Here is a 14,674-nt window from a genome sequence, read left to right on the forward strand (position 1 = left end):
TTTCGCTGGGTCGGCGGAGGCGGGGATTGCGGTGTCGCGGCGGCTCACGGGCTGGTGCATCGCGGCCGCCTCACTCGAAGCGCAGGATGCGTTCGCCGAACAGCCCGCGCGGGCGGACCAGCAGCACCAGCAGCATCAGCATGTACATGGAGGCCTCGGCGGCCGGCGGCAGGAAATAGACCGTCAGCCCGCGCACCACGCCCACCAGCAGCCCCGCCGCCACCACGCCCCAGAACGAGCCGAGGCCGCCGATGACCACCACCACGAACGAAGCGGTGAGGATTTCCGCGCCCATGGCCGGGTGCACGCCGGAGATGGGGGCGAGCATTACGCCCGCGAGCCCGGCGAGGCCGATGCCGATGGCGGCGACCGCCGTGAGGTACGGCCGCAGCGAGATGCCGAGCGCGCCAACCATGTCGGGGTTCTGCACCCCGGCCCGCACCACACGGCCGAAGGCGGTGCGCTGGAGCAGCAGCCACAGGCCGAGCACGGCGGCCATGGCCACCAGCAGGATGGCGAGGCGGTAACGCGAATAGATGAAGTCGCCGATGAACACCTGTCCGCGCAGGAATTGGGGAATCGCGAACGGGATCGGCGTGGCGCCGAAGATCATCCGCAGCGCCTGTTCGATCACCATGGCGAGGCCGAAGGTGAGCAGCAAAGAGAGGATCGGATCGGCCCGGTAGAAGCGCGAGAACAGCACCCGCTCGATCACCACGCCGATCAGCGCCACGCTGAGCGGCGCGGCCACGAAGGCGGCGGGAAAGCCGAAGCGATTGCCCACCTCCACGGCGATATAGGCGCCGATGGCATAGAAGCCGCCATGGGCGAGATTCACGATGCCGCCGAGCGAGAAGATCAGCGAGAGGCCGAGCGCGATCAGCAGATAGGCGACGCCCACCAGAAGTCCGTTGAGCAATTGCTCGATGAGGAAGACGAGTTCGAGAGGCATGGCGATCTTCGTCCTGAGGGCGATGTATTCGGCCGAAGCGAGAAGCTCCCTCCCCGCGTTCGGGGGAGGGCTGGGGAGGGGGCACCCGGTTCCGTCGTGCGCGCCTTGCGGGGCTGTGCCCGGCGCCTTGCCTCTCCCTGACCCTCCCCCGCAAGCGGGAGAGGGGACAGGGCGGTTTGCGAGCGAGGGCGGCGGTTCCGATCTCCCCGAGCAGGCTCCCTCTCCCGCGTGCGGGGGAGGGGGAAGAGGGCCGAGCGAAGCGCGGGAGGGCCGCGCGCGGGGGACCGCCCTTGCTCCCACCCGAACCCTCCCCCGCACGCGGGAGAGGGAATTCATCGGGCAGGCGGCGGGCCGGTCTCAGACCGGGAACGAGCAGGCGTTTTCCGCCGGCGTCGGCGCGATCACGTCGAGCGCGTCATTGGCCGCCGGCACCGCCTTGCCGAGCACCATCAGGTCCCACTGGTCCTTCACTTGGGCCACGGGCTTGGCGGTGATGGTGTACATCTCCTGGATCAGCTGGTGATCCCACGCCCGGTAATAGCCCTCGCGGCCCTTCAGGATGTCGAGCTTGGGCTCCTTCTCGAAGAAGCCGATGATCTGCGCGCTGTCGGTGCTCTTGGTCTCGTTCATGGCGCGGGCGACCGTCTTGGTGGCGACGTAATCGCCCCAGGCCTGGTTTTCCGGCGGCTTGCCGTACTTCTTCACGAACGCGGCGACGAACGCCTTGGAGGAGGCGGCATCCACGTCGTGGTGCCAGATGCACGGCCACACGCCGCCGAAATTGCCCTTGCCGGCGCCCCAGGCCACGGCGGTGTCGAAGCCGAAGCCGCCGAACGGGAAGGGCAGGCCGAATTCGGCATATTGCTTGATGAAATTGGTGATCTGATTGCCCGCGAGGTTGGAGATCACCACGTCCGGCTTCATCTGGCGGATCTTCAGCATATAGGCCGAGAAATCCGAGGCGTCGGTGGGCACCAGCTCGTCGGCGATCACCTCGCCGCCATTGGCGTTGATGTAGAGCTTGGCGACGCGGGAGAGGTCGTGGCCGAAGGCGTAGTCGGCGGTGAGGAAGAACAGCTTCTTGCCCTTGATCAGGCCGTCGCGCAGCATCGCCGCGCCCACCGCCTTCACATATTGGGTGTTGGCGCCTTCCACATGGAACATGTAGCGGTTGCAATCCTTGCCGCGCAGGGCGTCCGAATTGCCGCCGGTGTTGACGAACACGATCTTGTTGCGCGCGGCCACCTGGGCGATGGCGAGGCAGGAGGCGGAGGAAATCTCGCCGATGATCACCGCCGCCTTGTCGCGCTCGATATAGCGCTCGGCCTTGGAGGAGGCGGTGGCGGGATTGACGCTGTCTTCCATGATCAGATTGATCTTGCGGCCGTTCACGCCGCCGGCGGCGTTGATCTCTTCCACCGCGAGCTGCACGCCCATCTGCCCATAGGCGCCGAGCGGACCCAGAAAGCCGGTGAGCGGGGTGAGGTGGCCGAAGGTGATGGTGTCGGCCTGCGCTTTGACGATGGCGGGCATGCCGACGCCGCCCACGAGGGCGGCGGCCCCGAGGCCCTGGAGGACCCGGCGGCGGGGGAGAGGCGCAGACAGAATCGTGGCGGGATGGGGCTTTTCGGTCATGGCGTTGTTTCTTCCCTATGGCTCCGCGCCGGGAACCGCAGGAGGTTGACGCCTGGCGGGCGGGTCCTCCTTGCATCCGACGACGGAAGTGTTGCCGATTGACGCGGCAATCTGTTATCTGTGATCACACTTAGCAGACGATGGTGATGGAACACAAGCCTCTCCCCGCCGACGACCCCGCTCCGGCAAGCGACGAAACGCTCGGCACCCGCATGGGCCGCATCGTCCGCGTCACGCTGGCGGACACGGTCTATCGCGACCTCAAGGAATTGCTGCTGGCGGGGCGCGCCGCGCCGGGCGAGCGGTTCACGCTGCGCGGGCTCGCGGGCGCGATTGGCACCAGCGCGATGCCAGTGCGCGAGGCGGTCTCGCGCCTTGCGGCCGAGAATGCGCTGGAGGTGCTGCCCAACCGCGCCGTGCGTGTGCCGCTCATGTCGCGGGCGCGGTTCGAGGAATTGCGCCTCATCCGCTCCAGCCTGGAAGGCCTTGCGGCCGAGACCGCTGCGGTGAATGCCACCGATGCGGACCTGGACGAGATCATCCGCTGCGAGCGCGCGTTCGCCGCCGAGCGCGACAAGCCCCGGCCCGACGGCGCCGCCGCCATGCATTTCAACAAGGATTTGCATTTCGCGCTCTATCGTGCCGCCCGCCTGCCGACCCTGTTCACCATGATCGAGAGCTTGTGGCTGCAGATCGGCCCGGTGCTGAACCTCGATTTCCAGGCCGGGCCGGAGCGCGTGCGCGAGGGCGAGGCGCATATCCACCACGCCGCCCTGGTCGAGGCCATGCGCCGGCGCGACGGCACGGCGGCGCGCGAGGCGCTGCTGGCGGACATCTGGAGCGCCGGAGACTTCATCCTCTCGCGCGGCATCCTGCCGGACTGAACCGGCGCCGCGCGGACCCAATCAAGAACGGCGAAACGCCGAGGGAGAGACGCCATGGACATGGGAATTGCCGGCCTGCGCACCATCGTGACGGCCGGGGCCGGAGGCATCGGCCTGGAGATCGCCCGCGCCTTCGCTCGCGAGGGCGCGCGGGTGGAAGTGTGCGACGTGGACAAGGCCGCGCTCGCCGCTCTCCCGCAGAGCGATCCCGACCTGACCGGCAGCTATTGCGACGTTTCCGACCGCGCCGGCGTGCAGGTGTTCATGGACGGCGCCCTGGCGCGCCTCGGCGGGCTCGATGTGCTGGTGAACAACGCCGGCATCGCCGGGCCCACGGGCCGCGTGGACCAGATCGACCCCGCCGATTGGGACCGCACGCTGGCGGTGGACATCACTGGCCATTTCAACGTGACGCGCCTCGCGGTGCCGGCGCTAAAGGCGAGCAAGAACGCCTCCATCATCGGCCTGTCGTCGGCCGCCGGGCGGTTCGGCTTTCCGCTGCGCTCGCCCTATGCGGCGGCAAAATGGGGGGTAATCGGCTTCATCAAGTCGCTGTCCATGGAACTGGGCGAGTTCGGCATCCGCGCCAACGCCATTTTGCCCGGCTCGGTGGATGGCCCGCGCATCCGCTCGGTGTTCGAGAACAAGGCGCGCGAGCGCAATCTCTCCATGGCCGAGGTGCAGGCCATGGCGCTTTCCGCCACCTCGCTGAAATGCCTGATCCCGCCGCAGCATCTCGCCAACATGGCGGTGTTCCTCGCCTCTCCGCTCGGCGCGACCATCTCTGGCCAGGCGATCGCCATCGACGGCGACATGCAGATGCTGGTGTAGCGCGGGCGCGGATGCCGGCCTGTATGCCGGTTCGCGCACGCATTCATGCGCAGTTTGCATCACCGCCGGGCGGCGATCGGATGCATGATCGCCGCCGACGCAGGAGAGCGAGAGCGCACCTTGGCCAGAACCCTCTATGACAAGCTGGTGGATTCCCACACCGTCCGCCGCCTCGATGCGGACGGGCGGCAGGTGCTGCTCTATATCGACCGCACGGTGCTCAACGAATACACCAGCCCGCAGGCCTTCACCGGCCTGCGCCAGGCGGGCCGCCCGCTGTGGCGCCCCAAGGCGGCGCTCGGCACGGTGGACCATGTCAATTCCACCGCCAGCGCCCGCACCGCCCGGATGCCGGATGACGACGCGCAGCGCCAAGCGGTCTATTTCGCCGAGAACTGCCGGGACTTCGGCATCGAATTGTTCGATGTGCTGCATCCCCAGCAGGGGATCGAGCATGTGGTGATGCCCGAGATCGGCCTCGTGCTGCCGGGCCTGGTGATCGCCGCCGGCGACAGCCACACCACCACCTACGGCGCGTTCGGCACGCTCGGCTTCGGCATCGGCACGTCCGACATCGAGCATTATCTGGCGACCCAGACCCTGGTCTACCAGCGCCTGAAATCCCTGCGCGTCACGGTGTCCGGCCGCCTCGGGCCGGGGGTGCGGGCGAAGGACATCGTGATGGCGCTGATCCGCGATATCGGCGCCTCCGGGGCCACCGGTTCCGCGGTGGAATTTGCCGGCGAGGCCATTTCCGCGCTCAGCATGGAAGGCCGCATGACCCTCTGCAACATGGCGGTGGAATGCGGCGCGCGCGGCGCCCTCATCGCACCGGACGAGACCGTCTTCGCCTATCTCAAGGATCGCCCGCGCGCGCCCAAGGGTGAAGTGTGGGACATGGCGGTTTCCCGCTGGCGGGAGCTTTCGAGCGATGCCGACGCGGTGTTCGACCGCGAGGTGCGCATCGATGCCGCCGCCATCGCGCCCATGGTGACCTGGGGCACCAGCCCGGATCAGGCCGCACCCGTCGGCGGGCAGGTGCCAGACCCGGCCCTGGAGGCCGATCCCGACCGGCGGCGCGACATGGAACGGGCGCTGGCCTATATGGGCCTTACCCCCGGCACGGCGCTGGAGGAGATCGCCATCCAGCGGGCCTTCATCGGCTCCTGCACCAATGCCCGCATCGAGGATCTGCGCGACGCGGCTTGCGTGGTGCGCGGCCGTACGGTCGCGCCCGGCGTACGGGCTATGGTGGTGCCGGGATCGAGCGCGGTGAAGCGGCAGGCGGAAGAAGAGGGGCTGGACCGCATCTTCGCCGATGCCGGCTTCGAATGGCGCCAGTCCGGCTGCTCCATGTGTCTCGCCATGAATGACGACGTGTTGGGCGCGGGGGAACGCTGCGCCTCCAGCACCAACCGCAATTTCGAGGGGCGCCAGGGCGCGGGCGGCCGCACCCATCTCATGAGCCCGGCCATGGTCGCGGCGGCGGCGCTCGCGGGCCGCATCTGCGATCCGCGCCCCTATCTCGGAGCCGAATGATGCAGCCTTTCACACGGGTCGAGGGCATCGCCGCGCCGCTGCCGGCGGCCAATGTCGATACCGACGTCATCATGCCCAAGCAATTCCTGAAGGGCGTCGACCGCTCCGGCCTGAAGGAGGGCACCTTCGCCGCCTTGCGCTATGGGCCCGACGGCGCGCCGCGCGCGGATTTCGTGCTCAATCGCGATCCCTGGCGGGAGGCGGCGTTCATCGTGGTGGGCGAGAATTTCGGCTGCGGGTCGAGCCGCGAGCATGCGGTGTGGGGGCTCTCGCAGAACGGCATCCGCGCGCTGATCGGCACCTCGTTCGCCGGCATCTTCTTCGACAATTGCGCGCGCAACGGCCTGCTCGCGATCACCCTGCCGGCGGAAGACGTGGCCGCGCTCTCGGCGCGCGCGAGCGACCCCGAAACCTGCCGCATTGTCATCGACCTGCCGAACCAGACCATCTCCGCCAGCGGGCCTTCGCTGCGCTTCGAAATCGAGGCGACACGCAAGGAGGCGCTGGTTCTCGGCCTGGACGCCATCGGCACCACCTTGCAAGCGCGCGACGACATCGCCGCCTTCGAAACCGCCTATCTCAAGGGGAATCCATGGCTGGCCTGAGCGAGACTGCCGACATCGTTTCCCTCGGCCCGGCACCCCTCATGGAGGGGTTCGAGCTGCTGGACGTGAACGTGGGCGGCGGCATCACGCTCCGTGCCGCCAAGGCGGGCGATGGTCCGCCGCTGCTGCTGCTCCACGGGCATCCCCAGACCCATGTGACCTGGCGCAAGATCGCGCCGGAGCTGGCGCGCACCCACACCGTGATTGCCGCCGATTTGCGCGGCTATGGCGACAGTTCCAAGCCCGAGGGTGGGGAGAATCACAAGGCCTATTCCAAGCGCGAGATGGCGAAGGACCAGATCGCGCTGATGCGCCGCTTCGGCTTCGATCGTTTCGCAGTGGTGGCGCACGACCGGGGCGCGCGGGTGGCGCACCGCATGGCGCTGGATTTTCCCGACGCGGTCGAGCGCCTCGCCCTGTTCGACATCGCCCCCACCTCTACCATGTATGCGCGCACCGACAAGGCGTTTGCCACACGCTATTTCTGGTGGTTCTTCCTGATCCAGCGCTTTCCCTTGCCGGAACGCATGATCGGCAATGACCGCGAATACTTTTTGAACGAGCACATCGCCGCGCAGATCAAGATTTCCGGCGCCACGGAGCCGGCGGCTTTCGCCGAATATCTGCGCTGCTACACGCCGCAGACCATCCACGCCATCTGCGAGGATTATCGCGCCGCCGCCACCATCGATCTCGACCACGATGCCGCGGACGCGGAAAAGCGCATCAAAGTCCCGCTGCTCGCCTTGTGGGGCGGCCTCGGCACGGTGGGTGCGCTCTATGATGTGCTGGAAACCTGGCGCGAGAAGGCGGACGACGTGCGCGGCCGCGCGATGCCCTGCGGGCACACGCCCCAGGAGGAATGCCCGCGCGAGACGCTGGACGAGGTGCTGGCCTTCCTGGCCTGAACGCGGCCGTGCCGCCCGGGCCGGGCAAAACTCTTGCCCAATACGCGGGTAGGCACGGCGCGAGTGATGGCCCGGTGCCGGCGGACGGGCCGCCAGCACGCAGCACGGCTTATTCCGCCGCGCGAATGTTAAGCTTGGATTCCGCGATGGAGGTCAGCTTCTTGTCCGCCGCCTTTTCCTCGTCGAGATTGCGCTGGAGCACGCTCGCGCAGTCCGCGCGGCCGAGGCGCTTGGCCCAGGCGATGAGCGTGCCGTAGCGGGTCATCTCGTAATGCTCCACCGCCTGCGCGGCGGCGGCGAGCGCGGCGTCGAGCACTTCGGTGTCCTCGACTTCGCCCGCGATTTCATCGGCTTCCTTGAGGATGCCGTCGATCGCCGGGCAGGTGACCGTCTTGGCCTCGGCGCCGTGCATGGAGAAGACTTCCTCCACGCGCTTCACATGGCCCTCGGTCTCCTTGAGATGGGCCTGGAAGGTGGCCTTCAGCTGCGGATCGCTGGCCTTTTCGATCATGTCGGGCAGCGCTTTCAGGATGCGCTTCTCGGCATAATAGATGTCGCGCAGGGTGTGCACGAACAGGTCGTCGAAGGTCTGAATGTCTTTGGAGAAGAAGCCCATGATGCGGTCCTCGCTGGTGGGATTTGTCGTCGGACGCCGCTGCGCCCGCTGCCCCCTCAACCCCGCGCCCCCCGCGTTGTTCCGAAATTGTGCGAATTTTCAAGCTATACCCAAGCAATTTGTATGATTTAAATGCAAGCGTTGCAGTAAATGTGCCCGATATCAACGTTCTTGGCCGTAGCAATAATGCCGGGAACATGCCGTGCCGCCCGCAAGTTCTGATGCCGAACGCAGGAGGTCACGCGCATGGACGAAGAGCAGGACAAGATTCGCCAGAAAGCCTATCAGATCTGGCTGGATGAAGGGCGCCCGGACGGGCGCGAGGCGGTGCATTGGGACATGGCCCGCGAACTAGTGGCGCAGCAGGAGAATTATCTTTCCACCACCAAGCCGGTGGGCGACGCGCAGGAGCAGGTGGAGGATTCCACAATCGCCCTCGATAACCAGGGGGAGTTTCCGACCCTGACCGACCAGGGCGAGATGGAATCGCCCCGCAGGGGGCCCGCGCGCCGATAGCGACGCGCCAGAAGAAGTTGAACTGACAAGCCGTGGTGCGAAGCGTACACTTCTTCTCAAACGGGTGTCGCGGCGTGGTTCGTGGCCTTGCGCAGCTTGCGCTTTACCCCGGCTCTGCGACGTCCCGATAAATCATCGGGAGGAAGCACCATGACGATCCGCAATCCAGTAGAATGGAGTGCCGACCAAGTTCGGTTCACCTTCAACGCCGCGCGGGCGGCGGGGGCCGCGTTCGCGCCACCCGAGGAGGCGATCGGCACGCCGATGCCGCGCGTGCGCCGCATCACCTTCGCCGATCTCGGGGAGGCCCTGCGGCGCGGCGTCGGCGATTTTGGCGCCTGCCGCACCGATATCGTCTTCATCTGCGTCATCTATCCGCTGGCCGGGCTGGTGCTGGCGCGGATCGCGCTCGGCTACGGCATGTGGCCGCTGCTGTTTCCGCTGGTGTCGGGCTTCGCCCTCATTGGCCCGTTCGCGGCGGCCGGGCTCTATGAGATGAGCCGGCGGCGCGAACAGGGGCTGCCGCTCTCCTGGCGCGACGGCTTCAAAGTGTTCGCCTCGCCCGCGCTGGCGCCGATGCTGGAACTCGGCGTGCTGCTCACGCTCATCTTCGGCCTCTGGCTGGTGGCCGCCATGGCGATCTATTACGCCACCCTCGGCCCGCAGATGCCGGCCTCGCTCGCGGATTTCGCGCGCGCGGTGTTCACCACGCCCGCCGGGTGGGCGCTGATCATCTTCGGCGTATCCGTGGGCGCGGTGTTCGCGGTGGTGGTCCTCACCATTTCCGTCGTGTCGTTTCCGCTGCTGATCGACCGCCGCGTGTCGATGGTCACGGCGATCCGCACCTCGGTCGATGCGGTGCTGCTCAATCCGCTGCCCATGCTCGCGTGGGGCCTGATCGTCGCCGCATTGCTGCTGCTCGGCGCCTTGCCGGGGCTGATCGGGCTGATCGTGGTGATGCCGGTGCTCGGCCACGCCACCTGGCATCTCTATCGCAAGGCGGTGCGCTGAACGGCCCATAGCACGCCGCGCGCGGGTGATGCGGCGCGCAGCCCCGCCTCCGGCGGGAAGCTGGTCCCCCGCCGCGGGCGGGGAGGCCCTCAGTAAGGGGCGACAGCCTCGGCCTGGGCGGCTTTGCGCGCGTAGATCAGCGTGAGATAGAGCGCCGGGATCGTGAACAGGGCCATCAGCACATATTCGCCGATATTGCCGAGGTTGAAGAGCCCGCCCAGTGCCCAGCCCGCGGCGATCGCCGAAGCCACGGTCTGGCAGGCCACGAACAGGGTCGCGCTCATCACGGTCAGCGTGTGGCGGCCCTTTACCTTCTCCTGCATGTACCCATCTCCTGCATGCCGCGCCGTGGCGCGGGCATCTCTCGGTGCGGCTTCCGCCGCGCGCTGTCCGGTCGTTCGGCAAAGAACCCCGGCGGCGCGCGAAAATGTCGGTTGCCTCCATCCCCCCATGCTTTATTGCCCGCAGCCGCAAGACGCAACGTCGGCGAGGTCGCCGTGCCGCCCCGGGGGCCCCGGCGGCCGGCTGGAGGATGAAGATGATCCATGAGAGCACGCATGCCGGCCACGGCATGGTGGCCGCCCCGCACGCTTTGGCGGTGGAAGCCGGCCGGGAGATTTTGCGGGAAGGCGGCAACGCCATCGAGGCGGCCATCGCCACCGCCGCCGCCATTGCCGTGGTCTATCCCCACATGAATCATCTCGGCGGCGACGGCTTCTGGCTGATCCGCGAGCCTTCGGGACGGGTGCGCTATATCGAGGCTTGCGGCTTCGCGGGGGCGAAGGCGACGCAGGCTTTCTACCGCGAGCGGGAGTGCGAGGCGATTCCGCAGCGCGGGCCGCTTTCCGCGCTCACGGTGCCGGGCGCGGTCGGTGGCTGGGAGCTGGCGTTGGAGGCGGCGCGCAGCTTCGGCGGCAAGCTCAGCCTCGCCCGGCTGCTGGAGCCGGCGATCCTTCATGCCCGCAACGGCGTGCCGGTCACCGCTTCCCAGGTGCGCCTCACCGACGAGAAGAAGGGGGAGATGGGCGCATCCCCCGGCTTTGCCGAAACCTTCATGCCCGGCGGCAAGGTGCCGGAGCTGGGGCAGGTGCTGGCGCAGCGCACGCTTGGCGATACGCTGGAGCATCTGGCGCGCGCCGGGCTCGACGATTTCTACCGCGGTGACGTGGGGCGCGAGATCGCCTCCGATCTGGAGCGCATCGGTGCGCCGGTGACGCGGGCGGACCTTGCGGCCTATCGCGCCATCGTGCGTGCGCCGCTGTCCCTGCAACTGGCGTGCGGCACGCTCTACAACGCGCCGCCGCCCACCCAGGGGCTGGCCTCGCTGCTGATTCTCGGCCTGTTCGAGCGGCTCGGCGTGACGCGGGGCGAGAGCTTTGCCCATGTGCACGGGCTGGTGGAGGCCACCAAGCGGGCGTTCCTGGTACGCGACAAGGTGGTGTGCGACTTCGACCATCTGAAGCACGATCTTACGGCCCTGCTTTCCCCCACCGCGCTCGATGCGGACGCGGCGAAGATCGACATGCACCGCGCCTTGCCCTGGCCGCAGCCGGCGCAGCCCGGCGACACCATTTGGCTCGGCGCGGCGGACAGCTCGGGCCTCGTGGTGTCCTATATCCAGTCGATCTTCTTCGAGTTCGGCTCCGGCTGCGTGCTGCCGGCGACCGGCGTGCTGATGCAGAATCGCGGCGCCAGCTTCTCGCTGAACCCCAAGGCGGTGAACCCGCTGCAGCCGGGGCGCCGGCCGTTCCACACGCTCAATCCGGCGCTGGCGGTGCTGCGCGACGGGCGGGTGATGGCCTACGGCACCATGGGCGGGGAAGGCCAGCCGCAGACCCAGGCGGCGGTGTTCACCCGCCATGTGCTGTTCGGCGAAGCGCTGGGCGATGCGATTGCTGCGCCGCGCTGGCTGCTGGGGCGCACCTGGGGCTCGGTCACCACCAGCCTGCGGCTGGAATCGCGCTTCGATCCCGATCTGGTGCGCGACCTGGAGCGGGCCGGCCATGTGCTGGAGGTGCTGCCCGAGGCCTATAGCGACACCATGGGCCATGCCGGCGCCGTCATCCTCAATCCGCGCGGCGATGTGGAGGGTGCCCACGATCCGCGCGCCGACGGCGGGGCCGCCGGGATCTAGCGGGGCTGCGGGCGGAGGGCTGCCGGCTCAGTCCTTCGCCAGCGCGAAGCGCAGCAGGATGGTGCGCTGGATCGGGCTGAAATTGTCGTCGGAGACCAGCGTCAGCAGGGTCTCGCCCGCCGCGTTCACGGTCACGGCGAGGCCCTCCATATTGTCGATCTCATAGCCCATGTCGGCGGTGAACAGGATATCGCCGCTCAGCACCGCGCCGGGCGCCACATCCTTCAGCTGGAAGCGGCGGATCTGCATGGAGACGCCGGTGGTGATGGCATAATGGCGCTCCAGCAGGAACAGTTCGCCGTCCGGCCCCAGCGCGGCGTCGGTGGCGCTGAACACGCCGCTCTTCGGAATGGTGAAGGTGCCCGGCTTCGGCCCGCCGATGATGAAGCCCGGCAGATCCGCCTCCTTGGTCGCGCCCACTTCGCCGATGCCGAGCAGCGCGCCGGCGAGCGGGCCGGAGGGCACATAGACGAGGCTTTCGAGCCCGAGATTGTCGCGCAGCGCCTTCACCCCCGGCGGCACCGGAATCGGCTTGCCCTTCTTCCCCAGCGGGTCGAGGCCGGGAAAGGACCAGATCTCGTTCACGTCCTCCAGGCCGACGAAGACATTCTGCGGGCCGATGGCGAGGGATTCCGCATCGCCCCGCTTGGTGTCGGCGAGCGGGGCGCCGCTCTGGTCCAGCATGGCCGCCGCCGTGACGTCGGCAAGTCCGGTCGGCCGGTCGCCCTCGGTGACGAGCCGCCCGCGCAGGAACACGCCGGCATCGGTGACGGCGAGGAAATGCGCGCCGTCGGCATCGAGGCGGAACGCCGATATGCCGCCGAATCCGGGAAAGGGAGAGGTGAGCCGCAGGCCGCCGCGATAGATCAGGGCGCCGAAGCGGGTGTCGTCCTTGCGCGGGTGGAAGGTCGGCAGCGGCGTCGCCTGCACCTCGATCGCCACCGGCTCCACCGGCAGGCTGGAGGGCTTGGAAAACGCATGGCCGGCGAGCCCGAAAGCCGCGCCGGCGGCGAGCGCCAGGACGGCGAACAGGCCGGCGCGCCGCACGCGCCCCGCCGCGCGATCAGGGTTCATGACAGCCATTCCCCCGCTTCCCCGCGGATCAATGCAGCCGCTTGCGCCCGCTGGTCTTGGCGGGTGCGGGCGGATTTTCGGAGAACAGCTCGGCCAGCTTCTCCGTCATCACGCCGCCCAGCTCCTCGGCGTCCACGATGGTGACGGCGCGCTTGTAATAGCGCGTCACGTCATGGCCGATGCCGATGGCGATCAGCTCCACCGGCGAGCGGTTCTCCACCTGCCAGATGATGTGGCGCAGATGGCGCTCCAGATAATTGCCGGCGTTCACCGAGAGGGTGGAATCGTCCACCGGCGCGCCATCGGAGATCATCATCAGGATCTTGCGCGCCTCGGACCGGCCAAGCAGGCGCTGGTGCGCCCAGTCGAGCGCCTCGCCGTCGATATTCTCCTTCAGCAGCCCCTCGCGCATCATCAGCCCGAGATTGCGCCGGGCCCGGCGCCAGGGCGCGTCGGCCGATTTATAGATGATGTGCCGCAGATCGTTGAGGCGGCCGGGATTGGCGGGCTTGCCGCCGGCGAGCCAGGCTTCGCGCGATTGCCCACCTTTCCAGGCGCGGGTGGTGAAGCCGAGCACCTCCACCTTCACGCCGCAGCGCTCCAGCGTGCGGGCGAGAATGTCCGCGCAGGTGGCGGCCACGGTTATGGGGCGCCCGCGCATGGAGCCGGAATTGTCGATCAGCAGCGTCACCACCGTGTCGCGGAACTCGGTGTCGCGTTCGCGCTTGAAGGAGAGCGCCGCGCCGGGGTCGGTCACCACGCGGGACAGCCGCGCGGGATCGAGGATGCCCTCCTCCAGGTCGAATTCCCAGGCGCGGTTCTGCTGCGCCAGCAGGCGGCGCTGCAGGCGGTTCGCGAGGCGCGAGACGACGCCCTGGAGATTGCTCAGCTGCTTGTCCAGATAGGAGCGCAGGCGGGTCAATTCCTCGGTGTCGCACAGCTCCTCGGCGTGCACCTCCTCGTCGAATTTGGTGGTGTAGGCGTGATATTCCGGGCCCTTGGTGTCGGCCGACTGCGGCGCGCGGGGCTGCCAGGGCTCGGCGGCCTCCTCGCCGTCGCCCATGTCGGCGTCGTCCGGGCTCTCGGCCGGCGGCCCGGCCTCGCTCTCCACGGCGCTGTCGGGCAGCTCTTCCTGGGCGAGCTCGGCTTCCACCTCGGTCGCGCCCTGCTGGCTGTCGTCCTCGCTGGCTTCGCCCTCCTCGCCGCCTTGCTCCTCGCGGCCGGCGGGGTCGTCGTCCTCTTCGCTTTCCTTGTCGCTCTCCAGCCCGCTGTCCTCGCCCATTTCCAGGGAGGAGAGCAGTTCGCGCGTGATCTCGCCGAACTTCTTCTGGTCCTCGATCAGGTCGGCGAAACGCGCCAGATCGCCTTCGGCGCGGCTCTCGATATAGTCGCGCCACAGGTCGACGATCTTGCGGGCGGCGGGCGGCGGGGCCTGCCCGGTGAGGCGCTCGCGCACGATCAGCGCAATCGCATCCTCGATCGGCGCGTCGGCGCGCTCGGTGATGTCGGCGAACGGGCCGCGATGGTAGCGGTCGTTCAGCATGGCGTTGATATTGCGCTGGACGCCGGTCATGCGGTTACCGCCCAGCGCCTCGACGCGGGCCTGCTCCACGGCCTCGAACACGGCGCGGGCGGTGTCGCCGGTGGGCAGCATCTTGCGATGGACGCTTTGGTCGTGGCAGGCGAGGCGCAGCGCCATGGAGTCCGCATGGCCGCGCAGCACCGCCGCGTCCTGGGCGGAGAAGCGGCGCGGCGGCTCGGGCAGGCGCACGCGCTCGGTGGTGAGGGACGGACGCTCATTGGCGAACGTCACGTCGAATTCGCTCACCCCGGCAATCGCCTTGAAGCAGCCGGTCACCGCGCGCTTGAAGGGTTCGGCGGGCGCTTCCTTGGGGGCGGTCTTCACGGTCTTGTTGGAGGGAGGCATCGCCGCTGGCCCTGGGTTTGGCGCGCTGCGCGCCGGTCACAA

Annotated in this window: 14 protein-coding genes; 8 read left to right on the top strand and 6 right to left on the bottom strand. The window is 68.3% G+C overall.

Features of this window, described 5'->3' with window-relative positions:
• Positions 1-70: 70 nt before the first annotated feature.
• Positions 71-952: a branched-chain amino acid ABC transporter permease gene (locus V5F68_RS02870; RefSeq protein ID WP_394014557.1), complete on the bottom strand. Its 882-nt coding sequence runs from the start codon at positions 950-952 to the stop codon at positions 71-73.
• A 357-nt stretch (positions 953-1,309) separates the two neighbouring features.
• Positions 1,310-2,587 (bottom strand): ABC transporter substrate-binding protein, encoded by a 1,278-nt coding sequence (locus tag V5F68_RS02875; RefSeq protein WP_394014556.1) that lies wholly within the window; start codon positions 2,585-2,587, stop codon positions 1,310-1,312.
• A gap of 146 nt (positions 2,588-2,733) precedes the next feature.
• On the opposite strand from V5F68_RS02875, the gene V5F68_RS02880 reads away from it, so the two are divergent.
• The 5 genes from V5F68_RS02880 (at position 2,734) to V5F68_RS02900 (ending at position 7,354) form a co-directional block, all read left to right on the top strand.
• A complete protein-coding gene (locus V5F68_RS02880; protein WP_394014555.1) occupies positions 2,734-3,471 on the top strand; it encodes a GntR family transcriptional regulator in 738 nt (245 codons plus the stop codon).
• 54 nt (positions 3,472-3,525) lie between these two features.
• Complete coding sequence (locus V5F68_RS02885) at positions 3,526-4,302, top strand: SDR family oxidoreductase (RefSeq protein WP_394014554.1); 777 nt, start codon at positions 3,526-3,528, stop codon at positions 4,300-4,302.
• 84 nt (positions 4,303-4,386) lie between these two features.
• Positions 4,387-5,841, top strand: a complete 1,455-nt coding sequence (leuC, locus tag V5F68_RS02890) for a 3-isopropylmalate dehydratase large subunit (protein WP_394014553.1) — start codon at positions 4,387-4,389, stop codon at positions 5,839-5,841.
• Positions 5,838-6,446 carry a 3-isopropylmalate dehydratase small subunit gene (gene leuD, locus V5F68_RS02895; RefSeq protein WP_394100483.1) on the top strand — a complete coding sequence of 203 codons (609 nt, stop codon included), beginning with the start codon at positions 5,838-5,840 and terminating at the stop codon, positions 6,444-6,446. Before leuC ends, leuD begins: the two co-directional genes overlap by 4 nt.
• Positions 6,434-7,354, top strand: a complete 921-nt coding sequence (locus tag V5F68_RS02900; protein ID WP_394014551.1) for an alpha/beta fold hydrolase — start codon at positions 6,434-6,436, stop codon at positions 7,352-7,354. The genes leuD and V5F68_RS02900 overlap by 13 nt, the downstream gene beginning before the upstream one ends.
• 109 nt (positions 7,355-7,463) lie before the next feature.
• Here V5F68_RS02900 and V5F68_RS02905 read toward each other — a convergent pair whose 3' ends face one another.
• Entirely contained in the window at positions 7,464-7,970 is a 507-nt protein-coding gene (locus tag V5F68_RS02905; protein ID WP_394014550.1) for a YciE/YciF ferroxidase family protein, read from the bottom strand.
• A 246-nt stretch (positions 7,971-8,216) separates the two neighbouring features.
• On the opposite strand from V5F68_RS02905, the gene V5F68_RS02910 reads away from it, so the two are divergent.
• Entirely contained in the window at positions 8,217-8,486 is a 270-nt protein-coding gene (locus tag V5F68_RS02910; RefSeq protein ID WP_394014549.1) for a DUF2934 domain-containing protein, read from the top strand.
• A 150-nt stretch (positions 8,487-8,636) separates the two neighbouring features.
• Entirely contained in the window at positions 8,637-9,497 is an 861-nt protein-coding gene (locus tag V5F68_RS02915) for a DUF2189 domain-containing protein (RefSeq protein WP_394014547.1), read from the top strand.
• A gap of 89 nt (positions 9,498-9,586) precedes the next feature.
• On the opposite strand, the gene V5F68_RS02920 is transcribed toward V5F68_RS02915, so the two are convergent.
• Positions 9,587-9,820, bottom strand: a complete 234-nt coding sequence (locus tag V5F68_RS02920) for a hypothetical protein (RefSeq protein ID WP_394014546.1) — start codon at positions 9,818-9,820, stop codon at positions 9,587-9,589.
• Positions 9,821-10,035: 215 nt separating this feature from the next.
• Between V5F68_RS02920 and V5F68_RS02925 the strand changes: the two genes are divergently transcribed.
• Positions 10,036-11,631 carry a gamma-glutamyltransferase family protein gene (locus tag V5F68_RS02925; RefSeq protein ID WP_394014545.1) on the top strand — a complete coding sequence of 532 codons (1,596 nt, stop codon included), beginning with the start codon at positions 10,036-10,038 and terminating at the stop codon, positions 11,629-11,631.
• Positions 11,632-11,658: 27 nt separating this feature from the next.
• On the opposite strand, the gene V5F68_RS02930 is transcribed toward V5F68_RS02925, so the two are convergent.
• Together V5F68_RS02930 and cobT are read right to left on the bottom strand one after the other, a co-directional pair.
• Positions 11,659-12,705, bottom strand: coding sequence for an esterase-like activity of phytase family protein (locus tag V5F68_RS02930; protein WP_394014544.1), 1,047 nt, complete (start codon positions 12,703-12,705; stop codon positions 11,659-11,661).
• 28 nt (positions 12,706-12,733) lie between these two features.
• Positions 12,734-14,632, bottom strand: coding sequence for a cobaltochelatase subunit CobT (gene cobT, locus V5F68_RS02935; protein WP_394014543.1), 1,899 nt, complete (start codon positions 14,630-14,632; stop codon positions 12,734-12,736).
• Positions 14,633-14,674 lie beyond the last annotated feature (42 nt).

This window comes from Roseixanthobacter pseudopolyaromaticivorans (genome assembly GCF_043195145.2).
Classification (GTDB): domain Bacteria; phylum Pseudomonadota; class Alphaproteobacteria; order Rhizobiales; family Xanthobacteraceae; genus NCEH01.